25 protein-coding genes and 1 tRNA gene are annotated in these 22,853 nt (G+C 64.6%); 17 read left to right on the top strand and 9 right to left on the bottom strand.

Features of this window, described 5'->3' with window-relative positions:
* From D619_RS16655 to D619_RS0112860, 5 genes are all read left to right on the top strand, one after another.
* Window positions 1-349, top strand: a 349-nt coding sequence (locus D619_RS16655) for an energy transducer TonB (RefSeq protein WP_017669011.1), incomplete at its 5' end; no start/stop codon positions are given.
* Between the two features lie 64 nt (window positions 350-413).
* Window positions 414-1,139 carry a MotA/TolQ/ExbB proton channel family protein gene (locus D619_RS0112875; protein ID WP_017669010.1) on the top strand — a complete coding sequence of 242 codons (726 nt, stop codon included), beginning with the start codon at window positions 414-416 and terminating at the stop codon, window positions 1,137-1,139.
* Between the two features lie 32 nt (window positions 1,140-1,171).
* Window positions 1,172-1,642: a biopolymer transporter ExbD gene (locus D619_RS0112870; RefSeq protein WP_026091037.1), complete on the top strand. Its 471-nt coding sequence runs from the start codon at window positions 1,172-1,174 to the stop codon at window positions 1,640-1,642.
* Between the two features lie 57 nt (window positions 1,643-1,699).
* Window positions 1,700-2,125: a biopolymer transporter ExbD gene (locus D619_RS0112865; protein WP_017669008.1), complete on the top strand. Its 426-nt coding sequence runs from the start codon at window positions 1,700-1,702 to the stop codon at window positions 2,123-2,125.
* Window positions 2,126-2,430: 305 nt separating this feature from the next.
* Window positions 2,431-3,207 (top strand): SDR family NAD(P)-dependent oxidoreductase, encoded by a 777-nt coding sequence (locus tag D619_RS0112860; protein ID WP_026091036.1) that lies wholly within the window; start codon window positions 2,431-2,433, stop codon window positions 3,205-3,207.
* 224 nt (window positions 3,208-3,431) lie between these two features.
* Here D619_RS0112860 and D619_RS0112855 read toward each other — a convergent pair whose 3' ends face one another.
* Window positions 3,432-5,225 (bottom strand): ABC transporter transmembrane domain-containing protein, encoded by a 1,794-nt coding sequence (locus tag D619_RS0112855; protein WP_017669006.1) that lies wholly within the window; start codon window positions 5,223-5,225, stop codon window positions 3,432-3,434.
* 187 nt (window positions 5,226-5,412) lie between these two features.
* Here D619_RS0112855 and phaZ point away from each other — a divergent pair, with 187 nt between their 5' ends.
* Window positions 5,413-6,717, top strand: a complete 1,305-nt coding sequence (gene phaZ / locus D619_RS16650; RefSeq protein WP_081587166.1) for a polyhydroxyalkanoate depolymerase — start codon at window positions 5,413-5,415, stop codon at window positions 6,715-6,717.
* 6 nt (window positions 6,718-6,723) lie between these two features.
* On the opposite strand, the gene D619_RS0112845 is transcribed toward phaZ, so the two are convergent.
* Complete coding sequence (locus D619_RS0112845) at window positions 6,724-8,508, bottom strand: ATP-binding cassette domain-containing protein (protein ID WP_017669004.1); 1,785 nt, start codon at window positions 8,506-8,508, stop codon at window positions 6,724-6,726.
* 152 nt (window positions 8,509-8,660) lie between these two features.
* On the opposite strand from D619_RS0112845, the gene D619_RS0112840 reads away from it, so the two are divergent.
* The 3 genes from D619_RS0112840 (at window position 8,661) to D619_RS0112830 (ending at window position 11,082) form a co-directional block, all read left to right on the top strand.
* Entirely contained in the window at window positions 8,661-8,999 is a 339-nt protein-coding gene (locus D619_RS0112840; RefSeq protein WP_152417452.1) for a hypothetical protein, read from the top strand.
* Between the two features lie 69 nt (window positions 9,000-9,068).
* Window positions 9,069-9,731: a response regulator transcription factor gene (locus D619_RS0112835; protein ID WP_017669002.1), complete on the top strand. Its 663-nt coding sequence runs from the start codon at window positions 9,069-9,071 to the stop codon at window positions 9,729-9,731.
* 37 nt (window positions 9,732-9,768) lie between these two features.
* A complete protein-coding gene (locus D619_RS0112830) occupies window positions 9,769-11,082 on the top strand; it encodes a HAMP domain-containing sensor histidine kinase (RefSeq protein ID WP_017669001.1) in 1,314 nt (437 codons plus the stop codon).
* Here the strand turns inward: D619_RS0112830 and D619_RS0112825 are convergent, their stop codons facing one another.
* On the bottom strand, window positions 11,083-11,361 hold the full coding sequence (locus D619_RS0112825) for a chorismate mutase (protein WP_017669000.1): 279 nt from the start codon (window positions 11,359-11,361) through the stop codon (window positions 11,083-11,085).
* A 109-nt stretch (window positions 11,362-11,470) separates the two neighbouring features.
* Here D619_RS0112825 and D619_RS0112820 point away from each other — a divergent pair, with 109 nt between their 5' ends.
* A complete protein-coding gene (locus tag D619_RS0112820; protein WP_017668999.1) occupies window positions 11,471-12,478 on the top strand; it encodes a polyprenyl synthetase family protein in 1,008 nt (335 codons plus the stop codon).
* Window positions 12,479-12,480: 2 nt separating this feature from the next.
* Here D619_RS0112820 and D619_RS0112815 read toward each other — a convergent pair whose 3' ends face one another.
* Window positions 12,481-12,777, bottom strand: coding sequence for a putative quinol monooxygenase (locus tag D619_RS0112815; RefSeq protein WP_017668998.1), 297 nt, complete (start codon window positions 12,775-12,777; stop codon window positions 12,481-12,483).
* Between the two features lie 45 nt (window positions 12,778-12,822).
* Between D619_RS0112815 and D619_RS0112810 the strand changes: the two genes are divergently transcribed.
* From D619_RS0112810 to D619_RS0112800, 3 genes are all read left to right on the top strand, one after another.
* Window positions 12,823-13,101 carry an NADH dehydrogenase ubiquinone Fe-S protein 4 gene (locus D619_RS0112810; RefSeq protein ID WP_017668997.1) on the top strand — a complete coding sequence of 93 codons (279 nt, stop codon included), beginning with the start codon at window positions 12,823-12,825 and terminating at the stop codon, window positions 13,099-13,101.
* Window positions 13,101-13,298, top strand: coding sequence for a hypothetical protein (locus D619_RS0112805; RefSeq protein ID WP_017668996.1), 198 nt, complete (start codon window positions 13,101-13,103; stop codon window positions 13,296-13,298). Before D619_RS0112810 ends, D619_RS0112805 begins: the two co-directional genes overlap by 1 nt.
* Window positions 13,299-13,340: 42 nt before the next feature.
* Window positions 13,341-13,417, top strand: a tRNA-Arg gene (locus D619_RS0112800).
* Between the two features lie 28 nt (window positions 13,418-13,445).
* Here D619_RS0112800 and D619_RS0112795 read toward each other — a convergent pair.
* Window positions 13,446-15,488 (bottom strand): di-heme-cytochrome C peroxidase, encoded by a 2,043-nt coding sequence (locus D619_RS0112795; protein ID WP_017668995.1) that lies wholly within the window; start codon window positions 15,486-15,488, stop codon window positions 13,446-13,448.
* Between the two features lie 188 nt (window positions 15,489-15,676).
* Here D619_RS0112795 and D619_RS0112790 point away from each other — a divergent pair, with 188 nt between their 5' ends.
* The 4 genes from D619_RS0112790 to D619_RS0112775 all read left to right on the top strand — a co-directional run bounded on the left by D619_RS0112790 (window position 15,677) and on the right by D619_RS0112775 (window position 20,009).
* Window positions 15,677-17,311: a TIR domain-containing protein gene (locus tag D619_RS0112790; RefSeq protein ID WP_017668994.1), complete on the top strand. Its 1,635-nt coding sequence runs from the start codon at window positions 15,677-15,679 to the stop codon at window positions 17,309-17,311.
* A gap of 11 nt (window positions 17,312-17,322) precedes the next feature.
* Window positions 17,323-18,681: an FAD-binding protein gene (locus D619_RS0112785; RefSeq protein WP_152417451.1), complete on the top strand. Its 1,359-nt coding sequence runs from the start codon at window positions 17,323-17,325 to the stop codon at window positions 18,679-18,681.
* A 4-nt stretch (window positions 18,682-18,685) separates the two neighbouring features.
* Window positions 18,686-19,276, top strand: a complete 591-nt coding sequence (locus D619_RS0112780; protein ID WP_017668992.1) for a GNAT family N-acetyltransferase — start codon at window positions 18,686-18,688, stop codon at window positions 19,274-19,276.
* Between the two features lie 88 nt (window positions 19,277-19,364).
* Window positions 19,365-20,009 (top strand): peroxiredoxin-like family protein, encoded by a 645-nt coding sequence (locus D619_RS0112775; RefSeq protein ID WP_017668991.1) that lies wholly within the window; start codon window positions 19,365-19,367, stop codon window positions 20,007-20,009.
* Here D619_RS0112775 and D619_RS0112770 read toward each other — a convergent pair.
* The 4 genes from D619_RS0112770 to D619_RS16635 all read right to left on the bottom strand — a co-directional run.
* Window positions 19,995-20,894 carry an MBL fold metallo-hydrolase gene (locus D619_RS0112770; RefSeq protein ID WP_017668990.1) on the bottom strand — a complete coding sequence of 300 codons (900 nt, stop codon included), beginning with the start codon at window positions 20,892-20,894 and terminating at the stop codon, window positions 19,995-19,997. The two genes, D619_RS0112775 and D619_RS0112770, sit on opposite strands and share 15 nt — an antisense overlap.
* Entirely contained in the window at window positions 20,891-21,331 is a 441-nt protein-coding gene (locus D619_RS16645) for a DoxX family protein (protein WP_017668989.1), read from the bottom strand. Before D619_RS16645 ends, D619_RS0112770 begins: the two co-directional genes overlap by 4 nt.
* Before the next feature lie 2 nt (window positions 21,332-21,333).
* A complete protein-coding gene (locus D619_RS16640) occupies window positions 21,334-22,047 on the bottom strand; it encodes a DUF2063 domain-containing protein (RefSeq protein ID WP_017668988.1) in 714 nt (237 codons plus the stop codon).
* Window positions 22,037-22,853: DUF692 family multinuclear iron-containing protein (locus D619_RS16635; protein ID WP_017668987.1), on the bottom strand; the 817-nt coding region annotated here is incomplete at its 5' end. The genes D619_RS16640 and D619_RS16635, both read right to left, overlap by 11 nt.

Below are 22,853 nucleotides of genomic sequence, written 5' to 3'. Positions count from 1 at the left end.
GGATCCGCCCGTCGTGGCGCCGCCGGCCCCGCCCGCGCCGCCTGCGCCGCCCGCCGTGGCGCCGCAGCCGGCAACGCCCAAGGGCCGTGGCAACGTCTTCTCGGACGATGATTATCCCAGCGCCTCGCGCGCTGCCGAGGAAGAAGGCGTGACCCGAGTGTCCTACGTGGTGGGCACCGATGGCCGCGTGACGGGCTGCGAAGTGGTGCAGTCCAGCGGCTTCAAGCGTCTTGATGATGCGACCTGCTCGATCATCCAGCGTCGTTTCCGGTTCAATCCGGCCACTCGTGACGGCCAGCCCGTCCCGGAACGCAAGACCCAGCCGGTGCGCTGGCGCCTGACCAACTGATCCACCCATCCATGAGGGTCTGGCCAGGGGGCCAGTTCCAAACAATAACCGAGGGAAGAAGACAATGCAGACTGAAGCCGCAGAAAACCCCTATGGCCTGATGGCCGCCCTTGAGCAGGGGGGCATCATTGCCTGGTCCGTGTTCGGCCTCCTGGTGTTCATGTCGCTCTACAGCTGGTTCATCATCATCACCAAGTTCCTTGACCAGCGTAAGATCATGGCCGAAGCCATGGAACTGGAAAAGAAATTCTGGACCGCTTCCGACCTGAAGACCGGCGCTTCGAAGCTGGACAAGAATTCGCCGTTCCGCCAGATCGTTGATGACGGCCTGCGTGCTTCGGATCACCACGAAGGCCGCCTGACCGACAAGATCGATCAGCACGAGTGGGTGACGATGGCTCTGAACCGTTCGGTCGGCCTGATCAATGGCAAGCTGACCACCGGCTTCTCGTTCCTGGCCTCGGTCGGTTCGACCTCGCCGTTCGTCGGTCTGTTCGGCACCGTCGTCGGCATCTATCGCGCCCTGATCAACATCGGCCTTGCTGGCCAGGCCTCGATCGACAAGGTCGCCGGTCCGGTCGGTGAAGCGCTGATCATGACCGCTCTGGGTCTGGCCGTGGCCGTGCCCGCCGTGCTCGGCTACAACTGGCTGATCAGCCGCAACAAGGACATCGCCACCCGCCTGAACAACTTCACGTCTGACGTGCATGGTGCTCTGGTTTCCGGTGCGCGCATCCAGCGTCCGGTTGCTGCTGCTCCGGCCGCTGCTGCTCCTGCTGCCAAGAAGTAATCGGTCTGATCGCCGCATAGGGAGACAGTCCGATGGGAATGAGTATCGGCAAGGACAGTTCGGACGAGAATGCGCCGATGAACGAGATCAACACGACGCCGCTCGTCGACGTCATGCTGGTGCTCCTCATCATCTTCCTGATCACGGTGCCGGTCGTTATCCAGACCGTGCCGCTGACGCTGCCGACGGTGACAAACCTGCCCACCACCACCAAGCCGGAGAACGTGCTGATTTCGGTGGACGGGAACTGCGACACTTACTGGGCGCAAACCCGGGTGGAGTCGAAGCAGGAACTGCTCGACCGCGGCGTCAAGGCGCTGAAGGACGAGATTGCCCGCCAGGAAGCCCTGGGTGGCAAGATCGAACTGCCGGAAGTGCATATCCGTGGTGACAAGGACGTGGCCTATCGCTGCATCGGTGGGGTTGTCTTCACCATGCAGCGGGCCGGCTTCCTGAAGGTCGGTTTCATTTCGGAACCGGTGCCAGGCTTCGTTTCGCGCTAAACCAGAAATTGGCGGCACCGGCAGTGCTGGTGCCGCCTGATAACGGGAGTTTGGCCAATGGCCATGTCAGTTGGCAAAGAAGGTGGTGACGACAATCCGATGGTGGACATGAACACGACGCCGTTGATCGACGTCATGCTCGTTCTGCTCATCATGTTCATCATCACCATTCCGGTGCAGACCCACGCTGTGAAGCTGGACCTGCCGCCGCCGAATCCGAACAACACGAACCAGCCCGATCCGGTGTTCAATCAGATCGACATCGATTTTCTGGGCAATATCTATTGGAACAAGACCGAAGTCGACATGCCGACGCTGAAGGGTTACCTGAAGCAGGCAGCGGCCATGCCGGAGCAGCCGGAACTGCGGATGCGCCCCGAGGCGGAAGCCAAATATGTCATCGTCGATCAGGTGATGGCCGCGGCGCAACAGGCTGGCATCGAGAAGATGGGTTTCGTGGGCAACGAAGCCTACGCGAACTGATCGCCGCCGGGCGCGAAGGTAACGCGAAGCGTTATCTTCCGACTCCGGCAAGATCGGACGGCAGGAAGAAAAGGGCGGCCCCATCAGGCCGCCCTTTTTCTTGCCTGTCCGACGGCGTGGCTCCGCCACGCTCTTCCTTCCCTTCTTCCTTCTCACGACAAGCGGACTCGGCGGCTCCGCCGCCGGCCGCGCCCACAAGCGCCAAATTCCCCAATCGCCCCACCCCCAACCCCTCCCGCAAGCGGGAGGGGAGACGTCGCCGCCGTTCCGTCTTACCCTCCCGATCACAAAGGGAGGATCAAACCATGGCTCGACTCTCAGGCAAGGTGGCGCTGGTCACCGGCGCAGCATCCGGTCTCGGCGCTGCAACGGCGCGGCGGCTGGCTCGCGACGGCGCAGCGGTGTTGCTCACCGACCGCGATCTCGCTGGCGAAGAGGTTGCTGCCAGCATCGTCAGCGCTGGCGGCACGGCCGCCTTTCGCCTGCACGATGTCACCAGCCATCCCGATTGGGCGGCAGCCGTCGAGCACGCCGTCGCTGATTTTGGCCGGCTCGACATATTGGTGAACAACGCCGGGGTGGCCGGCGGCCGTCACGAATTGATGGATCACAGCTATGATGCCTGGCGGCAGATCCTCGCCGTCAATCTGGATGGCGTGTTCCTTGGCCTGCGCCATGCCGGTCCGCGCATTGCGGCCAGCAATGCCAATGGGGGCGGCGGCAGCGTGATCAACCTCAGCTCCATCCTCGGCAAGGTCGGCATGGCCGGCGCGGCGGCCTATTGCGCCTCGAAGGGCGGCGTGACCCTGCTCACCAAGGCGGCCGCGTTGGAATGGGCGCCGCTCGGCATAAGGGTCAACAGCGTGCATCCCGGCTTCATCGACACGCCGATGGTGAGCAATGCACTGGCCGAACGTGAAGATGGCAACGAGATGCGGGTCGCCTTGATGAACGCGCATGCGCTGGGCCGCTTTGGCGTACCGCGCGAGATTGCCGATGCCATCGCCTTCCTGGCCAGCGACGATGCCAGCTTCATCACCGGCGCCGAACTGGTCGTGGATGGCGGCTTTACCGCGCAGTAAGCCGTCTCATGCCAAGTCCCGGTGATTTTACCTTTCCGCGAGTAGGGCTTGAAGTAGAAGGAAGCAATGCCTCCGGCGGGCAGGCCTGAGGCCTGCACCCTTTTGTTTTTCTTGTGCTTTATGCCCGATTTTCGTCGTGGAGCGCGCACCAACGAAAGTGGGTCCAGGGGCTCAGCCCCTGGCCGCCGGAGGCAATTTTTGTCTGAACCTTTGGATGCCTGCTATCAGGCGGCGATCTGATCGAACTGCAGTCGCGCCAGGCGAGCGTAGAGCCCGCCGCCGGCCATCAGGCTGTCGTGCGTGCCTTCGGCAACGATGCGGCCCTTGTCCATCACCACGATGCGATCGGCATTGCGCACGGTGGCGAGGCGGTGGGCGATGACCAGTGTGGTGCGGTGCTTCATCAGCTCGTCGAGCGCGCCTTGCACCAGTTGCTCGCTTTCGGCGTCGAGCGCGCTGGTGGCTTCATCCAGCAGCAGGATCGGCGCATTGCGCAGGATAGCGCGGGCGATGGCCACGCGTTGGCGCTGGCCGCCCGACAGCCGTGTGCCGCTTTCGCCCAGGAAGCTGTGGATGCCTTCGGGCAGGTCCTTCAGGAAGATATCGGCGTGGGCGGCTTCGGCGGCGGCCCAGACTTCGGCTTCGCTGGCCTCGGGCCGGCCATAGCGGATATTTTCCAGCGCCGAGGTCGCAAAGATCACCGTTTCCTGCGGCACCACCGCGATGCGCTCGCGGATCTGATGCGGATCGGCGTCACGGTAGGGCACGCCATCGAGCCGCAGTTCGCCGCCTTCCGGATCATAGAAACGCTGTACCAGCTGGAACAGGGTCGATTTGCCGGCACCGGAAGGGCCCACCACGGCCACGGTCTCGCCCGGTTTCACGGTGAGGGTGAAGCCGTTCAGGGCCGGCGCGTCCGGCTTGGACGGGTAGTGGAAATGCACGCCCGCCAGTTCCAGCTCGCCCCGCGCCGGGACGGGCAGCGGGATGGGATCGGCGGGGGCCCGGATCAGCGGGCGGGCGGCCAGCAATTCTTCCATGCGGCCAGCTGCACCGGCCGCACGCATGAAATCGCCATAGACTTCCGACAGCGTGCCGAAGGCGCCGGCCACGATCGCGGCTGCAAAGACGAAGGCGGCAATGGCGCCGCCCGACAGACGGCCCGAGATCACGTCCAGCGCGCCCTGCCACAGCACCAGCGTGATGGCGCCGAACACCAGGGTAATCACCAGCGCGGTCATCACCGCGCGCAGGCGGATGCGGCGCTTGGCGGTATCGAAGCTGCGTTCGACCGCGGCGCCAAAGCGGCTGGCTTCGCGGCCTTCCTGGGTGAAGGCCTGCACGATGCGGATCGCGCCCAGCACTTCGGACACCATGGTGCCCATGTCGGCCACGCGATCCTGGCTGGCGCGGCTGATATCGCGCACCTTGCGGCCGAGGAACAGGATCGGCCCGATGGTGAGCGGGATCACCAGCAGCATCAGCAGGGTGAGGCGCGGAGACACCCAGAACATGTAGCCGATGCCGCCAATGCCCATCACCGTGTTGCGCAGCGCCAGGCTGGAAGAGGTGCCGACCACCTGTTCGATGATCGAGGTGTCGGACGTGATGCGGCTGGCGATTTCGGCTGGGCGGTTTTCCTCGAAGAACACCGGGTCCAGCGACACCAGATGACGCTGCACTGCGGTACGAAGATCGGCCACCACACGCTCGCCAATCCACGACACGAAATAGAAGCGCACGGCCGTCGCCACACCCAACAGGCCGACCAGACCGAGGAACACGGTGAAGAAGGGCGCGATGGCTTCGGGGTCACTGCCGCGGGCAAAGCCATTGTCCACCACCATCTTCAGCCCCTGCGGGATGGCCAGGGTGGTGACTGCGGCCAGGCACAGGGCAGACAGCGCGGCCACCAGCTGTAGCGGGTAGGCACGGGCAAACCGCCACAAGATCTTGAGGCGGGAGAATTTGCGCTCGGCTGGTGGTGGCAGCGGCGGCTTGGGTGGTCGGGAAGCCATGACGGCTGATAACAGGCGACCGGTCCACACTCAATGGCCGAGCCTTGGGATAAACTATGGCGGGCGCGGCCGTTGCATATTTGTTGCATTGCGACGGTTTAATGCCGTGCCGATGCGAATAACGGTTTATGCTGCACCTGCGATATGGCAGTGCAACCATGATGTCGCCCCGCCAGAAGGACTGATGATGCTTTATACCGCCTTTGAGATGCAGAAAGCATGGCTGGCGGGGATGGGCCTGGCGGCTCAGTCCAGCTCGGATTGGCTGCTCAGCTATGCCAATCCGCTGGCTTGGTCACCCACGGCGCCGTCGATGGCGCGGGCGCTGGAGGTGTTTGCCCACACGGTGGAAGTGCGCGGCAAGCCGCCCTTTGGTCTCAATGCCACCATTGTGGATGGCGTGTCGGTGCCGGTGTCGGAAGTTGTCTCGGTCCGGAAGCCCTTTGGCCAGTTGAAGCATTTCCAGCGCGCCGTGTCGGGCCGCCGCGATCCGCGCATCCTGATCGTGGCGCCGATGTCGGGCCATTATGCCACCCTGCTGCGTGGCACGGTGGAGCGGCTGCTGCCCGATCACGAAGTCTATATCACCGATTGGCGCGATGCCCGCCTGGTGCCGCTCAGCGCCGGCCGCTTCGATCTGAACGACTATGTCGATTATCTGATCGAGTTCCTGGAAGCGCTTGGCCCGGATACGCACATGCTGGCGGTGTGCCAGCCTTCGGTGCCGGCGCTGGCCGCGGTGGCGTTGATGAACGAGGATGATCACCCCTGCACGCCGCCCAGCCTGACTCTGATGGGTGGCCCGGTCGATACCCGCAAGGCGCCGACATCGGTGAATGATCTGGCGTTCAAGCGGCCTTTTGCCTGGTTTGAACATACGGTGATCCAGGAAGTGCCGCCGATGTATCCCGGTGCTGGCCGCAAGGTCTATCCCGGCTATCTGCAATTGTCCGGCTTCATGTCGATGAACCTGGCCAACCACATGAAATCGCACTGGGAAATGTTCAAGCATCTGGTGGACGGCGACGAGGAGTCAGCTGATTCCACCAAGGCCTTCTATGACGAATATCGCGCCGTGTGCGACATGACCGCGGAATTCTACCTGCAGACCATCGATCTGGTGTTCCAGCGTCAGGCGCTGGCCACTGGCCAGTTCGAACATCGCGGTCGCATCGCCGATCCGGCCAAGATTTCCCGTACGGCGTTGCTCGCCATCGAAGGCGAGCGCGATGATATTTCGGGCATCGGCCAGACCAGGGCTGCCCTTGATCTGGCGGTGAACCTGCCCAAGGCGAAGAAGCAATATCATCTCGCCGTTGGTGCCGGCCATTATGGCATCTTCAACGGTCGCAAGTGGCGCGAACAGATTGCGCCGGTGATGGAGAAATTCATCCGCAGCCACGACACACGCCGCGTGGCGCCGGCGCCGCTGCGGGTTGTGGTGCCAAGCCATATCGAGCCGGACGTGCCGCCGGGCGTCGAAGTCGCCTGAGCGGCTTCAACCCGCCAGCGCCGCTTCCATCTCGGCCAGCGCCAGCCAGCGCAGTTCGGCAGCGTCCAGCGTTTCGCGCAGGCGATCGAGTTCGGCCATCACGGCCGCAAAGCGCGCCGGGTTCTTCGCATAGAGATCGGGATCGGCCAGCGCGGCCTCGCGGGCGGCGATGTCCTTGCTCAGCGTCTCGATCCGGCCGGGCAGTTCGGCGAGTTCACGCGCATCCTTGTAGCTGAGCTTGCCGGCCTTTTTGGGCGCACTGGGGCCAGGCGCAACCGAACGGCCGCCCTTGCTGGCCGCCACCGCCGGCGCCTGCCGCGCCACCCAGTCGCTCCAGCCGCCCACGCTCACCTCCGCCTTGCCGTGGCCATCAAGCGCGACGATCATCGTCACCACCCGGTCGAGGAACGAGCGGTCGTGGCTGACGAGCAGCACGGTGCCGTCATAATCGCCGATCACCTCCTCGATCAGGTCGAGCGTTTCCATGTCGAGATCGTTGGTCGGTTCGTCCAGCACCATCAGGTTCGATGGCGTGGCGAATTCGCGGGCCAGCAACAGGCGCGATTGTTCGCCGCCCGACAGGGTTTCGGCCGCCGCATCGAGCACGCCGGGTTCGAACAGATATTCCTTGAGGTATCCGGCGACATGCTTCTTCGATCCGTTCACTTCCAGCCATTCGCCGCCATCGGCCAACACTTCGCGCACGGTGCGGCCCTTCAGCCGCTGGCGGTGCTGATCGATGATGGTGGGGGCCAATGCGGCGCTGCGGGTGATCGTGCCGCTGTCGGGCGTGATCTGGCCGAGCAGCAGCTTGATCAGGGTCGATTTGCCGGCGCCGTTGGGGCCGACAATGCCGATCCGGTCTCCCTTGCGGATGCGCAGGGAAAAATCCTTGAGGATGGTGCGATCACCGAAGGCCAGCGAAATCGCCTTGGCATCGATCAGGATTTTCGAGCCGGGGTCGCTGGATTCGGTGGCGATGCGGGCCGATGTCGGTCCGCGATCCAGGCTGCGGCGGGTTTCGCGCAGGTCCATCAGCTTGGCCAGTCGCCCCATGTTGCGCTTGCGCCGGGCGGTGACACCGCGCTGCAGCCAATGTTCCTCGGCCCGCAATTTCGTGTCCAGCCGCTGGGCCGTTCGTTCTTCCTCGGCGGCCACCGCTTCCGACCAGGCATCGAAGCCGCCAAAGCCGACTTCGGCACGGCGAAGCATGCCACGATCGAGCCACAGGCAATTCTTCGTCAGCCGGGTGAGAAAGGCGCGATCGTGGCTGATCACCACCAGCGCACAGCGGCTGCGGTCGAGCCAGTTTTCCAGCCATTCGATGGCGCTGATATCAAGATGGTTGGTCGGCTCATCCAGCAGCAGCAGATCGGGCGCTTCGGCCAGCACCCGCACCAGCGCGGCCCGGCGACGCTCTCCGCCCGATGCGGTGGCGGCGGGGCGGGCCAGATCCAGCCCGATCTGATCAGCCAGTGCTGCCACTTCATGCGGCTGCGCGCCGCCGGCCAGCACATAATCTTCGAGGACTTCGAAATCGCCCATCGGCGGATCCTGTTCCAGCCGGCCGATCTTCAGGCCGCCCGACAGTGCGCGCCGGCCCTGATCGGGTTCGATGCTGCCATCGATGATCTTCAGCAATGTGGATTTGCCGGCGCCGTTGCGACCGATCAGGGCAACGCGGTCGCGGGCATCAAGGGTGAGCGACAGGCCCTGGAACAGCCAGCCGGCGCCGTTCTTCAGGCCGATGGCTTCAAGGGTGAAGACGGGTTCAGGACGAGGAGTGGACATGGGGGCAGGGCAGTGGCCTGTCCGGGCCAAGCTGGCAAGAGGCAGTGGTTGCGTTGCAGCCCTTGATGCGGCACAAGACCTGCGTCTGCTGCGTGCGTGAATGTCGTTCATGTTCAGGGCGGGTTCAAGCGGCAGCCGGCAGGGTGGCAACCATGACAGCCGAAGTTGAAGCCGTTTCAGCGAGGTCGAACGACGAGGCCATGCGTGTGCGTAACCATTTGTTTTTCTGTGTCGCCCTCGTGCTGATGGCGCCTGCCGCTGCCGTGGCTGGCCCCAATGACGTGCAGGAAATGGTGCGCGCCGGGGAGATCATGCCGCTGGAATCCATCCAGCGCCGCGTGGTGCAGCAGAACCGGGGCGAATATGTTGGCGTGCAGTTTGACCAGAACAGCCGCACCTATCGTTTCCGGTTCGTGCGCGATGGGGCCCTGGTCAATGTCGATGTTGATGCCCGCACGGGCGATCCGGTGCGACGCCGGCAAAGTTATTGAGATGCAGGTGGCAGCGGCAGCCAGCGCTGCCGGACTGCCTGGAAACCGCTTCTTCCTGGATGGGGCCCGATGCGAATACTGATCGTCGAAGACGAACCCAATCTGCGCCGCCAGTTGAAAAACGCGCTGGAACAGGCCGGCTATGCCGTGGACACCGCCGGCGATGGTGAAGAAGGCCATTATCTGGGCGCCAATGAAGCCTATGACGCCGTGATCCTGGATCTGGGCTTGCCCGGCCTTGATGGGTTGACCGTGCTGGATCGCTGGCGCCGGGAAGGCCGGGTGATGCCGGTGCTGGTGCTCACCGCGCGCGACAGCTGGTCCGACAAGGTGGCTGGCCTTGATGCCGGCGCCGATGATTATCTCGCCAAGCCTTTCCAGGTGGAGGAACTGGTGGCCCGCCTGCGCGCCATCATCCGCCGCGCCGCCGGACAGGCGACCTCGGAACTCACTGCTGGCGGTGTGCGCCTTGATGGCCGCTCCGGCCGTGTGACGCTGAACGGCGAACCGGTGAAGCTGACGGCGCAGGAATTCAAGCTGCTCAGCTATCTGATGCATCACAAGGGCAAGGTGGTCAGCCGCACCGAGCTGATCGAACATATTTACGATCAGGATTTCGACCGCGATTCCAACACGATCGAGGTGTTCATCACGCGCATCCGCAAGAAATTGGGTGCCGATCTGATCATGACCACGCGCGGCCTTGGTTACAGTCTCAACGATCAGCTCTGAACCGGCGGTCAGCACGCGCCGCTCGCTGCAGCGGCGCATGGTGCTGATTGCGTCGGTGTGGATCACCATGTTGCTGGGCGTGGGCGGGCTGGCTTTGGTGCGCGTGCTCGATGATACGCTCACCGCCAGCTTCGATGAGCAGCTGGCCAATAACCTGAATGCGATGATCAACGCCGCCGAGCTGGACGAGGTGGGCGATGTGCGCCTGCTCAGGCCGCTGGGCGATCAGCGCTTTGCCGAGCCTTATTCCGGCCTCTACTGGCAGGTGTCGGGCGGCGGCCATGCGCCGTTTCCGTCGCGCAGCCTGTGGGATCGCGAACTGGCACCGGCGCCAGGCAATCAGGATTGCCGCACGCCCTGCAAATATGAAAGCACGCAGTTTCCCGGCGAAACGCTGCGGGTGATCGCGCGCAGTGTGCGCCTGCCGGGCGCCACGCAGCCCTTCCTGTTCCAGGTGGCGCAATCCAGCCGCGATCTCAACCGGCAACTGGCGCGCACCCGTACCGTCGTCGGCTGGAGCCTGGGGGTGCTGGGCATCGGCCTGATCATCATGGTTGGCCTGCAGTCCATCTATGGCCTGGCACCGTTGCGCCGGGTATCAAAGGCGATTGCCGCCATCCGTTCGGGCGAGGCGAAGCGAGTGGAAGAACAGTTTCCGATCGAAGTGGAGCCGCTGGTCGCGGAAATCAACGAGTTGCTGGCGCATGGTGAAGCCCAATCCGAAGCGGCCCGACGCCACGCCGGCAATCTGGCTCATGCCCTGAAGACCCCGATGAGCGTGTTGATCGGTGAAGCGCGTGGCCGCGACGATCCGCTGGCCCGCACCATCGAAGCCCAGGTGCAGGTGATGCGCCGCCATGTCGATCACCAATTGGCCCGCGCCCGCGCTGCCGGCAGACGGGCCGCGTCGAGTGCCCGCACGCCCGTCTGGCCCTCGCTGGAAGCCATCGCCCGAACCGTTGGCCGCATCCACCAGGGCAAGGTGCTGATCGATCTGGCGGGTGACCGCGAGGCCGCGTTTCGCGGGGAGCGTCAGGATCTGGACGAGATGCTGGGCAATCTGATCGACAATGCCGCCGTGCATGGCGGTGGCCGGGTGTTCATCACGGTGGAAAGCGATGCCGATATGGTGCGCATTCTGATCGAGGATGACGGCAAGGGCATCACCCCGGCCCAACGCAGCCGGCTGTTTGAACGCGGCGAACGGCTGGATACCGACAAGCCCGGCACGGGCCTGGGCCTCGCCATCGTCAAGGATGTGGCCGAACTTTATGGCGGCAGCGTCGCGCTCGACACGTCGGAGGATCTGGGCGGGCTGCTGGTGGTGCTCAGCCTGCCAAAGACCGCCTGATCATTGCTGCGCTGCCTGATGGTGGCGGATCACCTCATCGATGATGAAACGCAGGAATTTCTCGGAAAATTCCGGATCCAGATTGGCACTGGCGGCCAGCGCGCGCAGCCGGGCGATCTGTTCGGTTTCGCGGTTGGGATCGGCCGGCGGCAGGCCGGTCTGCGCCTTGTGGCGGCCCACGGCCTGGGTGATCTTGAAGCGTTCGGCCAGCATGAACACCAGCGCGGCATCGATATTGTCGATGCTTTCGCGATAGGCCTGCAACACCTGATCCGTCACGCTGATTCCCCCATTCGGGCTTCTGAAGCCGTGCGGTTCTTTTGCGGCACAGCAGCGCGGGGAGCAAGGCCGTGCTTGCACAGGCCGTTACTTGCGGTAAGGAAACCCCGTGACCGCGACTGTCCATACCCTTCGCCGCGAACCGTCAATCCAGGCGCTGATGAACCTCACCGCGCCGGGGCTGAACGCGGTCAATCACGTCATTCTCGATCGCATGCAGTCGCAGGTGGCGCTGATTCCGGAACTGGCGGGCCATCTGATCGCCGGCGGTGGCAAGCGGCTGCGGCCGATGCTCACCCTGGGCTGCGCCAGCCTGCTTGGCTATGAAGGCAGCCGACATCACAAGCTGGCCGCGGCCGTGGAGTTCATTCACACCGCCACCCTGCTGCACGATGATGTTGTCGATGCGTCGGGCCTGCGCCGCGGCAAGGTCACCGCCAACGCGCTTTATGGCAATCCGGCCAGCGTGCTGGTCGGCGATTTCCTGTTCAGCCGCGCCTTTGAACTGATGGTGGAGGATGGCTCCCTGCGCGTCCTCAAGATTCTCAGCCGCGCCTCTGCCGTGATCGCGGAAGGCGAGGTGGCGCAGCTCACTGCCGCGCGCGACGTCACCACCACCGAAGATCGCTATCTCGACATCATCAGCGCCAAGACCGCCGCACTGTTTGCCGCGGCCTGTCAGATCGCGGGCGTGGTCGCCGAACGCGATGAAAAGGCTGAGGAAGCGCTGGCCAGCTATGGCCGCTATCTGGGGATCGCCTTCCAGCTGGTCGATGATGCCATCGATTATGTGTCGGACGCCGAAACCATGGGCAAGAATGCTGGTGATGATTTCCGCGACGGCAAGATCACCCTGCCGGTGATCCTGGCCTATGCCCGCGGCAATGAAGATGAGCGCGAATTCTGGCGCCGCGCCATGACCGGCCGAGCCAATGGCGACGCCGAACTGGTGCGCGCCGGCGAATTGCTGCGCCAAACCAATGCGGTGGCTGATACCATGGCGCGCGCCCGCCATTATGGCCAGCGGGCCATCGATGTGCTGGGCAGCTTTGCCAAGGGCCCGGCCCGCGACGCCCTTACCGAAACGGTCGAGTTCGCGATCCACCGCGCCTACTGATCTCAGGTCGGCTCCGTCTCGCCTTCCAGCAACACCAGGTTCCGCTCGCGGATCCCCAGATCGGCAAATTGCGCCCGCCACACCGCCAGGTGCGGCGTGGCAAAATGCGCCGCCAGCGCCGCCCGGTCGCGCCAGCGCTCGACGACATGGATCAAGCCGGCATCAAACAGATCCTGGGCATAGCTGTAGGCAAGGCAACCCGGTTCGGCCCGGCTGGCGGCCACCATCGCCGCCATGGCAGGCAGGGCGCGGGACAGGCTATCGGCGGGCAGACGGATGGTTCCGGTGACGAGGATCATGGCTTCCCTCTTGCCTGCGCCAGCGGCACGCGGCAAGGAGAGGCCATGCACGCCCGTCTCTATCAACGTCCCAAGCACGCCCTGCAATCGGGCCATGCCCAAACGGGCCAATGGCTGCTGGAGTTCGAACGCGACGATCGCATGCGGGCCGATCCGCTCACCGGCTGGACCGGCAGCGGATTCACGGCGGGCCAGATCCAGCTGCGTTTTGCCAGCCAGGATGCGGCGCTGGCCTATGCGAAGGCCAATGGCCTTGAAGTGGAAATCGTGCCGCTGGGCCCGAAAACACTGAAGATCCAGGCCTACGCCGACAATTTCCGCTGATGCGTTCCACCTTCGCCACGGCGACGGTGCGGCTCTATCATCTCGATGACGGTGATCCGGTGGCCGAAACCCTGTTCTACGGCCCGCTGGACGAAGCGCTGGCGATCGCGGCAGCACAAACCGAAGCCGTGCAGGCCGGCCTGTGGATCGCGACCGACAATGACGTGGCTCACTATCTCGACCTGGCCAGCGACTAGGGCTGGATTTTCGGGCCGTTCGCGGGCATTTCCAGCAGCAACGCGCCCATAGCTCAGCTGGATAGAGCACGTGCCTTCTAAGCTCGGGGTCGCAGGTTCGAGTCCTGCTGGGCGCGCCATTCTCTGATAAGGTTCGGCAGCCGATGCTCAGAGCGTCTTCATGAACGCCACCAGTGCCCAGCGCTCGGCGTCGGTCATGCTGGCATTGCCATAATCGTGGCCCGCATTGCTGTTGCCGTGTATCGGCTTGCCGCTGGCATCCCTGACACGGAACCAGCTTCCGGTTGCGCTGGGCTGGTTCACGAACCCCACCTCGCGGGTATCGAGTTCGGGATTGCCAACCCAGAATGAAGCCGTGCGTTGGCCGGGCGGCAGCAGGATCTCGAAAAGAGATTTCACCGACCCGTTGTGCAAATAGGGCGCGGTCGCCCAGATGCCATTGAGCGGACGTGCCTTGTAGGCCAGCGCCTGCCGATCTTCGTCAATCTCATGCGTGCGACGTTGCCACTTGGCGATCTCGTCGGGCGATGCGCCTTGCGGTGGCGGCGGCGGATCCATCATCGCGGCCGCATCCATGCAGTTTTTCAGCCGCTCGTCCCGCGAGATCTGATCCGGGAGAACGACATAGCGCTGCGCCCCGAGCCGCACTGGCGGCTGCGATGGGGGCGGCGGTGGCGGCGGGGGCTCTTCATAGACCCTGATCTCTTCCTTCCCGCCCAGCGCGATCTTGATTGCGGCACCCACTTCCTGCCACTTGTGGCCCAGCAGTGACGCGATGGTCACGGTCCGCAGCAGCTGGCGGTTGGGCTCGATAGCGTTCAGCGGCTCGCCGGCAACAACGCTGATCCGGCTGCCGGTCAGCAAGCCGGCCCTGGCCTGGTAGGAAAAGGCGTTGCAGGCCATCCACGGATCGGTGCCGACCCCGCCCGGGCCCCAGATCGGTGTCATCTCGGCCTTGATCGGTGTTTTCACGTCATCCTGCGCCAGTGGCGCGTGGCAACCGGCACAGCGCTGCTTGAACAGGCGTTCGCCCCAACGCACCAGCCCCGGATCGGGCGTGCCGGCGGCGGCCGGCCACAGCGGCGATTTCAGCGTGGCCAGTTGGGTTTCCAGCCCGACCAGGCTGCGCACATCCACGCTGGAAGCAAAGCCGCCAAATCCGGCGGCGCCACTGACATCGACATCGGCAAAGACGCCGATGACTTCCGAGGCATTGCGCACCAGCGCCCCGGCATCCACCCGGCCACCGGGGCCCAGCGAGATCTTGATATTGGGCACGATGCCATTCCATTGCAGCCGGTCGTGCTGCGAGGCATTCCAGATGAAGGGATAGCTGACCGGCGCATTGGGCTCGAGGCGCTTGGCGTGAAGGTCGATGGCCTTGTTTTCGCCGGCAGCCAGATAGGCCATCTTGTTGAGGATATGGCCCACCGCGTCCAGGCGGCCATGGCCATAGACGCTGGGTTCCGGATAGCCGGGTTCGACGCCGGTCTGGTTGTACCACTCCAGCCGGTTCTGATGCTTGAGATGCGTCGTCAGCGCGGTTTTCAGCAGGACACGGTTGGCCGGCGTGTCGCTGGGGCCCTTGCGGCCATCACCCTTCAACACCTCAGCGGCAAAGCGGTCGAACTTGGCGGAATCGTCGGCGGTTGCCTGCAACGATTTCAGCAGCGCCGTCGAGAAGCCCTGGAAATCCGCCATCGACACGCCGCCTTCAACCAGGAATTCGCTGCCGTTCACGCTGATCTTGGTGGTATGGCAGGCTGCGCAGCCCATGCCGATCCACGGCTCGCGGTTGCCCTGCTTGTCGTACCAGCGCAGCTGGGTGGCGACGAGCTTGCGGTCATCCTGCGCGTCAAGCGCAAATCCGATCGGCCAGGCTGGCGTGCGGGCGGGCCGGGGCAGGGGATCGGGCAGATAGTTGAAGCGATCGAAATTCTCGGGTGCCATGAACTTCACGGTGGAATCGGCTGCTTCCAGCGCCAGCAGCCAGCGTTCCGGAATCAGCCGCGAGCCTTGTGTGCCGCGATACCAGATCTGGCGCTGCTGCGTTGTCCAGCCCTGCCCAAGCCTATCGGTTTCAGGCGGTGCGGCGGCGCCGAGCCGGGGCGGGCCACTGCCCGAACAGCCGGCCAAGGCCAGCGCGATGCCGGCCAACGCCGCCTGATATTGCCGATATCGCTGGCCCACAAGCCGTTCTCCCCAAATTCACGATCGGCCCATGGCCATGATATCGGCGCAACGCGGCATTGCAAGTGGCACGCTTGCTGTCATGACTTGATATTGGCTCCGCTTGCGTAGAAGATGTTCGCGGGTTGGAGGGGGAAATACCAGAATGTGCCGGATCACGTCGGCAGGTATCATGTGGATAACATGCGATGCCTGATATTTTCCTGTCCTATAATCGCCAGGATCAGCCGATCGCGCTGCGATTTCGCGATGCCCTGGCCGCCGAAGGCTTCGATGTCTGGTGGGATGTCGGTCTGCGTTCAGGCGATGCCTATGACGAAGTGACCGAAAAGGCCCTGCGCGATGCGCTGGCGGTGGTGGTATTGTGGTCCGAACGCTCGGTCGCGTCGCGTTGGGTGCGGGCCGAAGCCACGTTGGCCGATCGCGGCGGCACCATCATGCCGGTGATGATCGAGCCGTGCCAGCGGCCAATCATGTTCGAACTGATCCAGACCCCCGATCTCAGCCTGTGGCGCGGCAATGTTGCCGATCCCGCCTGGCTGGATTTCGTCGCCGATGTGCGGCGCAAGGTCTATGGCGATGCAGGTGAGCCCACGCCGGTGCAGATCGCCCGCGGCGCCAGCTTCAGCCTGCCGTCAAAGCCATCCATTGCCGTGCTGCCCTTTGTCGATCTCGATCCCATGCATCAATCCGAGCATCTGGCTGATGGCATTGTCGAGGAAATCAGCACTGCGCTCAGCCGGTTCCAGACCTTGTTCGTGATCGCCGGTGCATCCAGCCTGGGCTATCGCGACAGCAAGAAGGAACCGGAACAGATCTGCCGCGAACTGGGCGTGCGCTATCTGCTGCAGGGCAGCATCCGCACCGCCGGCAATCGCATCCGGGTCACCACCAAGCTGATCGACGGCATCGCCGGCGAACAGGTGTGGGCCGACAAGTTCGATGACGAGCTGGATCATATCTTCGACCTGCAGGATCGGGTGGCCCATGAAGTGGCCGGCATGATCGATTCCTCGATCGATACGATCGAGCTGAAACGGGCCAGCGACCGGCCAACCATCACGCCAACGGCGACTGCGCTCTACTGGCGGGCCAATGCGCTGTTCCGGCGCTGGGATCCGCCCTCGCTCAACGAGGCGATCGCGCTCACCGATCAGGTGCTGGCGATGGAGCCCGACAATGGCTGGGCCGCGTCGCTCGCCGGTTTCTGCCATGCCACGTTGTTCCAGAATGGCTGGGCCCCCGATCCGATGGCGACACGGGCGCGGGCGATGGCCTGTTATGAGCTGGCGATGCGGGTGGCCGGCGATGATGTGCGTGTGCTGGGCTATGCCGGGGCCACGCTGGGCTGCATCGGCGGCGATCCGGAGACGGTGGAACGGCTGATTGCCCGCACCATCGAACTGAACCCCGGATCAGCCAGCACCCTGTTCTGGGGCGGCTGGAACGACATCGTCGCCGGCCGCTTCGAACGCGGGCTGGAGCGGTTCGAAACCTCGCTGCGGCTCAATCCACGCTCGATCGTGCGGCCCTTCACCATTGGCGGCATGGGCCTTTGCATCTTCTTCCTTGGCCGGTACGATGAATCCAACATCATCCTGAAGGAAACCGTGCAGCAGGTGCCGATGTATCCGGCAGCACTGGCAGCGCTGGCGGCCGGTCAGGCGCTGGCCGATCGGCCCGAAGCGGCAGAAACGGCGGCGCGCTGGCGGGCCTGTGGTGCCAGCCTGGGCGCGCTTGCGGCCCTGCGCGATCCTGCGGCCCGGCAACGGCTGGCCGATGGCCTTGCCCGCGCTGAATCCCTGTCTGCAACCGCCAATTGAAAGATGCGATCATGGCCAGCGATCCCTTGCCGCCCGATTATTATGGCTCCGTGAATGTCACGGATTGGGGCTTGATGGTGGATTACGCGCCGGTCGTCTATTTCCGGCCGCGCGATCTTGATGAGTTGGCATCCACGCTGGCGTTCCTGATCGCCGATCCCGTCAACCATGGCCGCATCCGCATCTTGGGCGGCCAGCACAGTTGTTCCGACATCTTCAAATCCGACATCGTGATCGATCTGGGCGGCATACCCCTGGAGTTCACGGTGGATGGCAATCAGGTGGTGGCCAGCGCCTGGATGCATGCGCATGATTTCCTGTTCCGTGCCGCCCAGCACGGCCTGTCGCTCACCGCACTGGGTGGCACCGATGCGCAAACGCTGGCCGGCCTGATTTCCACCAATACCGCCGGCGCCACCATCCATGCCAGCGTTTACGAACTGGTGGACTGGATCGAATATCTGGTGCCCAGCGGCGGCCGGCTGGACCTGCGCCGGGTAACCAGGGATGAGCCGGCCTTTCAGGCGCTGATCTGTTCGTTGGGCTGCATGGGCTTCCTAACCCGCGTCGGCTTCACGCTGGTGCCGCAGCGTTTCTATCAGGCGGGCTTCACGCTTGAGGACAACAGCAATGTCCTGGGCAATCTGCAGAACACCTGCGACACGCATGATTTCTGGCGCATCGAATGGCTGCCCAGGAATGACGAGAAATGCCTGATGTGGAGCGCCAAGGCCGTGGCTGAAGCGCCGGTCGATGGCGACTATCCTGCCGACCAGATGGAGGCGTTGCTGAAACATTACATCAAGCAGGAAGAGCTCAAGAACCACAACGGCGGCTTCCTCGATGATGCGCTTGAAGCGGTCTACCAGGGAATGATTCCGAATTATCAGCCGCTTGCTGGCAAAGGCCCGATGCGCCTGATGATCCCGTGCGATCGGCTGGCGCCCCTGCGCTGCGCCATGGCGGAATGGAGCTTCAACCCCGCCGATCTGGCGCGGGTGCAGGATGTGTGCCGCACCTATTTCAACGCCAAGAAATGGCCCAATCTGGCAGTTGAGATCGAATGCACGCGAACCGATAGCTATCTGATGTCGCCGTGGAACTGGCCGGGTTTGCCGTACATCATCAAGTTCAATTTCCAGTATCTTACCCTTTACCTCGACGATACGGAAAAGGCCGCGATCGTTACCCACCTGAATGGCCTGTGGGATGAACTGAACAAGGCCGGAATCCCGTTCAAGGCGCATTGGGGCAAGATCAATTTCCTCACCCCGCACGATGTCGCAACGCGCTACCAGTGGGAGGCGTTCAAGCCGTATGTCCATCCGGCCTTCGTCAATCCCTATCTTTCCTCACGCTTCGGAGACTGAGATCATGGATGACAAGCAGCTCGTGCCCGCCACTGCCGCTGATCGCGATGCGCTGGTCGCGACCTTGACCGCCGCCTTCTTCGCCGATCCGATCTTTGCCTGGCTGTGGCCGGATGAAGCCGATCGCCGGGTCCATCTGCCGCGGCTGTTTGCGCTCAATTTCGATCTGGATCTGCCGGTGGCCCGCACCTTGAAGGCGGCGGACAATAGTGCGGTCTCGTTCTGGCGCCCGCCCGGTCAAGGCGCGGCGTCGACCCTCGATTATCTGCTGCGCCCGCTGCAGACCATCAAGGCCTTTGGCCTCGCCATTGGCCGGGTGACGGCGCTGGCCGATGCCATCAAGGCCCATATGCCGAACGACAGGCCGATCTGGCACGTGCATTTCGTTGGCGTGGCCCCCGAACAGCAGCGGCATGGGTGGGGCAGCGCCATGATGAAGGCCGGCGAAACCTTTGCGGCCGGCACGGATATCTATCTGGAAACGGCCCTGCAGCGGAATGTCGAATTCTACAGCGCGCGGGGCTACCGCACGACAGGTGAATGGCAGATCCCGGATGGCCCCACCATGTGGTCAATGCAAAAGTCCGTGGGCTGACCGCGGGGCTGCTTTCGATAGCATTTGTCTATGCACTCCATGAGGGGTGGCCGCTGGTGCGGGTGGGCGAGCGGGCCTATGGAGGATCATGGGCAGCGTTGATCCCTTGGCTCCTGCTGCACCCCGCCGCAATGGCCCGGTGGTCGATGCGGTCTGGCACGAGCGGGCCGACCGGCTTGTGGCCCGGCTGGCGGCGTTGGGTTCGGGCCGGATGGCCCCGATTGCAGGCCAGATCTTCCCGGATTTTGCCCTGTCCGACTGGCGGGGACGCACCCGCAGCCTGTCGGCGTTGTGCCGCGAAGGGCCCGTCGTCCTCAGTTTCCATCGCGGCCTATGGTGCCCCTGGTGCCGCGCCGAACTGGACAGTTGGCAAGCAGCGCAGCCGCAATTGCAGCAGGCCGGCTGTCGGCTGGTGGTGATCACGCCGGAAACCGGCATGCACGCCGCGGCCATGGCGCAAAGGATCGGCATTCAGGGCGAGGTGCTGTGCGATGTCGATTTCGGCGCCAGCACGGCGCTGGGCCTGGCCTTCTTCATGGGAAGGGATCTGATGGCCGAATATGCAGGCGCCGGGCTTGATTTGAAGGATCATTATGGCGCGGCCAGCGGCATCCTGCCGATCCCGGCCACCTTTGTCATCGAGGTCGGCCGGCGCACGCGCTTTGCCCATGTCGACATCGATTTCCGTCGCCGCGCCGATCCGGCGGCGGTGCTGGCGTCACTGCGGCAGTAAGGCCGCAAAGCACTGGCCATCGCCGGCGATGGTGACGTGCCCTTGGTAGCTGCGGCCGATAGCGGCGAGGCCTTCGGCCTGGCGGTCGAGCGCGCGCTTCATGTTGTGGGACAGCACCAGCTGGCCAGCGCCCAGCCTGGCGGCCGCTTCGCCCAACTGGGCGGGCGGGCGGTGCAGGCCGCGCGGCTGGCCCGGCCCTTCGGGAATGGCGTGGTGCATGATCAGCAGGCCGGGCCGGCTGCCTGCCAGCGCTGTATCGAAGCCAGTGGAAAATTCGCTCTGGTCGCCCGCCAGCACGGCGGTCTGGCCGCCGCTGCGCACGACAAAGGCCAATGCGGGCACCACGCCGTGATGGACCACCACGGCTGAAAGCCGATAGGCCGGGCGATCGACAAGCAGGGTTTCGCGCGGTGAATCAGGGTCGGCACTGTTCACTTCGGTGATGGTCAGCCGAGGCTTTGGTCCGGCCAACCAGTCGGCCAGATAGCGAAAGACGTCGCTCCGTTCACTGATCAGGGCCGTCACATGCTGGCGCAGGCCCGGAAACAGGCCACGGCCATCGGGCCCGAACAGTGCCAGCCGGGCCGGCGGGTCAGCGAAATTGGCGGATTTGAGGAGGGCGGGCAAATCGCCGGCATGATCGACATGCAGGTGCGACAGCGCGATGGCATCCAGTGATTCCGGGGCCACCCCGGCTTCGCCCAGCCGCAGCAGCGCGCCCGGCCCGGCATCGATGAGCAGGCGCGGTGCGCCCTCGACATGCACCAGATAGGCCGGCCCGGCACGGCCTTCGGCAATGGGCCCGCCCGAGCCGAGCACCGCCACGCTGAGACCCGTCGCCGGGCAGGCCAACGCCCCGGCCAGCAGCACTGCCGCCAGCATCATGCCGCCTGCGCCCGATCAAGGCCCAGCAGATGATCGAGCGAGATCGTGCCGGGGCCGCGCGCGATGATCGGCAGCAGGATCGCCGCCCAGCTGAGATGGGTGGGCCAGGCATCGGGATAGACGAAGATCTGGATGGTGGCCGTCATGGCCAGCAGGCCGATGGCCCCGAGCCGGGTGAACAGGCCGAGCGCCAGCAGGAGGGGCAAACCATGTTCGGCGTAGGTGCCGGCATAGGCGGCAATGTCGGGCGGCAGCAACGGCAGGGCATATTCATATTCGAACAAGGAGAAAGTGCTGTCCTTCAGGGTCAGCAGCCCATCGACCTTGGTGCGGCCCGACAGAAAGAAGATGGCACCGATGCCCAGCCGGCAGACCAGCAGCCACAGGGATTGCGGGATGCGCGACAGCAGGCCGGTCACGGCGGGATAGGGGTTCATCGTCAGTCTCCAACGGCGGGAACAAGGGCGCCGGCTGTGGCCAGTGCCGGCAGATGGGCCAGAAGGTCGGGCGCGATCCGGCCCAGCGGCGTGCGCTGATGCAACGCGGTGAGCAGAGCCGCCGCTGCCGCTGGCAACAATGTCACTTGTACCGCCCCGTCGGGCCGGCTGATCAGCGCCAATTCCCCGAGGCTGGGGAAAGCTTCCGGCCAGGGCGCGCCCGGCTGGTGCGCCTGCCACAGGCTGACCAACGGCCACGGCGACGCCAGCCAGCGCGTCGCCGGCGCCAGCGGCCAGCTGCGGCCGGGCGTGAGCCGGCGTGGCCGTTCGGGTGGATCGGCGGCAAACAGAGACTCTGTCACCAGCCGTTCCAGCCGCGCCATGTCTGCCAGCCACGGCCATTCGGCAAGATCGCTGAAGGCCGTCAGCGTTTCGGCCAGCCCGTCGCCATACAGGCACAGGCGTGGATCGGCGGGCGGCACCATCCTGGCATGGCGCACCGCCAGGCTGGCAAACGCCGTTTCGCCCAGCATGGCCCGCACCACGGGGAAATTGCTGGCCAATGCAGCGGTGGCGGCGGCCATGGCGTTGTTGGCATGCACGGCCACCGCCCGGCGCAGCGCGGCATCAACCGGCACGGCCTCGCCCAGCAGCAGCCGGGCATACCAGGCTTCAAAACGGGCCGGCGTGGCGAAGGGAACTGGTTCAGGCGGCATGGCGCACCCGGGCCAGCAACTGCGCGCCCGTCTGCGCCTCGGCCAGCAAATCGGCCAGTGGCGGCAGCGCGTCATCGCGTTCCAGCAGCAGCGGCAGCGGGCCGGTGCGTTCCAGCAGCCGCGCCGCCAGTGACCAGACATCGGCTGAAACCGGCGCGTCATGGCTGTCGATGAGCAGGCTGCTGCCGGCATCCTGGCTGTGGCCGGCAACATGAATTTCGGCGATGGCGCTGGCGGGCAATTGATCGATGAACCCGTGCGCATCCAGCCCCAGATTGGCGGCTGAAACATGGATATTGTTGACATCAATCAGCAATCCGCAGCCGCTGGCCTGTGCCAGTTCGGCCAGGAAGGCCGGTTCGGACATGTCGTGCCCGCCTACATCGGCATAATGCGACGGATTTTCGATCAGCAGGCGGCGGCCGAGTGCATCCTGCGCGCGGGCGACATTGGCGATGGTTTGTGCCAGCGCCTTGCGGGTGCGCGGAAACGGCAGGAAATCCGGCACATGCCAACGGGCATCGCCATCAGCCACCACTTGCCAGGCCAGATGATCAGACAGCAGTGCAGGTTGCACCAGATCGCACAGCCGGCGCAGGCGCTGAAGATGCGCCCGCGGTGCGCCGCGGGTGCCAGCCAGCGCCAGGCCAACGCCGTGCAGGGAAACCGGATGCCGGCGGGCAACGTCCAGCAGGGCAGCCAGGCGTGGCCCGCCCGCGACCATGAAATTTTCGGCGTGCACTTCCACCCACAGGTCGGCCGGCAGCGTGGTGCTGCCGGCCGCCAGTTCGGCCAGGTGCGGCAGG

It is taken from the genome of Sandarakinorhabdus sp. AAP62 (genome assembly GCF_000331225.1).
Taxonomy (GTDB): domain Bacteria; phylum Pseudomonadota; class Alphaproteobacteria; order Sphingomonadales; family Sphingomonadaceae; genus Sandarakinorhabdus.
This window is presented reverse-complemented; position numbering and strand designations above follow the sequence as displayed.

What these genes read in the sequence shown, in the direction of transcription:
- D619_RS0112875 (WP_017669010.1), top strand. Translation starts at nt 414, where the DNA reads ATGCAGACTGAAGCCGCAGAAAACCCCTATGGCCTGATGGCCGCCCTT.
- D619_RS0112870 (WP_026091037.1), top strand. Translation starts at nt 1,172, where the DNA reads ATGGGAATGAGTATCGGCAAGGACAGTTCGGACGAGAATGCGCCGATG.
- D619_RS0112865 (WP_017669008.1), top strand. Translation starts at nt 1,700, where the DNA reads ATGGCCATGTCAGTTGGCAAAGAAGGTGGTGACGACAATCCGATGGTG.
- D619_RS0112860 (WP_026091036.1), top strand. Translation starts at nt 2,431, where the DNA reads ATGGCTCGACTCTCAGGCAAGGTGGCGCTGGTCACCGGCGCAGCATCC.
- D619_RS0112855 (WP_017669006.1), bottom strand. Translation starts at nt 5,225, where the DNA reads ATGGCTTCCCGACCACCCAAGCCGCCGCTGCCACCACCAGCCGAGCGC.
- phaZ (WP_081587166.1), top strand. Translation starts at nt 5,413, where the DNA reads ATGCTTTATACCGCCTTTGAGATGCAGAAAGCATGGCTGGCGGGGATG.
- D619_RS0112845 (WP_017669004.1), bottom strand. Translation starts at nt 8,508, where the DNA reads ATGTCCACTCCTCGTCCTGAACCCGTCTTCACCCTTGAAGCCATCGGC.
- D619_RS0112840 (WP_152417452.1), top strand. Translation starts at nt 8,661, where the DNA reads ATGACAGCCGAAGTTGAAGCCGTTTCAGCGAGGTCGAACGACGAGGCC.
- D619_RS0112835 (WP_017669002.1), top strand. Translation starts at nt 9,069, where the DNA reads ATGCGAATACTGATCGTCGAAGACGAACCCAATCTGCGCCGCCAGTTG.
- D619_RS0112830 (WP_017669001.1), top strand. Translation starts at nt 9,769, where the DNA reads ATGGTGCTGATTGCGTCGGTGTGGATCACCATGTTGCTGGGCGTGGGC.
- D619_RS0112815 (WP_017668998.1), bottom strand. Translation starts at nt 12,777, where the DNA reads ATGATCCTCGTCACCGGAACCATCCGTCTGCCCGCCGATAGCCTGTCC.
- D619_RS0112810 (WP_017668997.1), top strand. Translation starts at nt 12,823, where the DNA reads ATGCACGCCCGTCTCTATCAACGTCCCAAGCACGCCCTGCAATCGGGC.
- D619_RS0112805 (WP_017668996.1), top strand. Translation starts at nt 13,101, where the DNA reads ATGCGTTCCACCTTCGCCACGGCGACGGTGCGGCTCTATCATCTCGAT.
- D619_RS0112790 (WP_017668994.1), top strand. Translation starts at nt 15,677, where the DNA reads ATGCCTGATATTTTCCTGTCCTATAATCGCCAGGATCAGCCGATCGCG.
- D619_RS0112785 (WP_152417451.1), top strand. Translation starts at nt 17,323, where the DNA reads ATGGCCAGCGATCCCTTGCCGCCCGATTATTATGGCTCCGTGAATGTC.
- D619_RS0112780 (WP_017668992.1), top strand. Translation starts at nt 18,686, where the DNA reads ATGGATGACAAGCAGCTCGTGCCCGCCACTGCCGCTGATCGCGATGCG.
- D619_RS0112775 (WP_017668991.1), top strand. Translation starts at nt 19,365, where the DNA reads ATGGGCAGCGTTGATCCCTTGGCTCCTGCTGCACCCCGCCGCAATGGC.
- D619_RS0112770 (WP_017668990.1), bottom strand. Translation starts at nt 20,894, where the DNA reads ATGATGCTGGCGGCAGTGCTGCTGGCCGGGGCGTTGGCCTGCCCGGCG.
- D619_RS16645 (WP_017668989.1), bottom strand. Translation starts at nt 21,331, where the DNA reads ATGAACCCCTATCCCGCCGTGACCGGCCTGCTGTCGCGCATCCCGCAA.
- D619_RS16640 (WP_017668988.1), bottom strand. Translation starts at nt 22,047, where the DNA reads ATGCCGCCTGAACCAGTTCCCTTCGCCACGCCGGCCCGTTTTGAAGCC.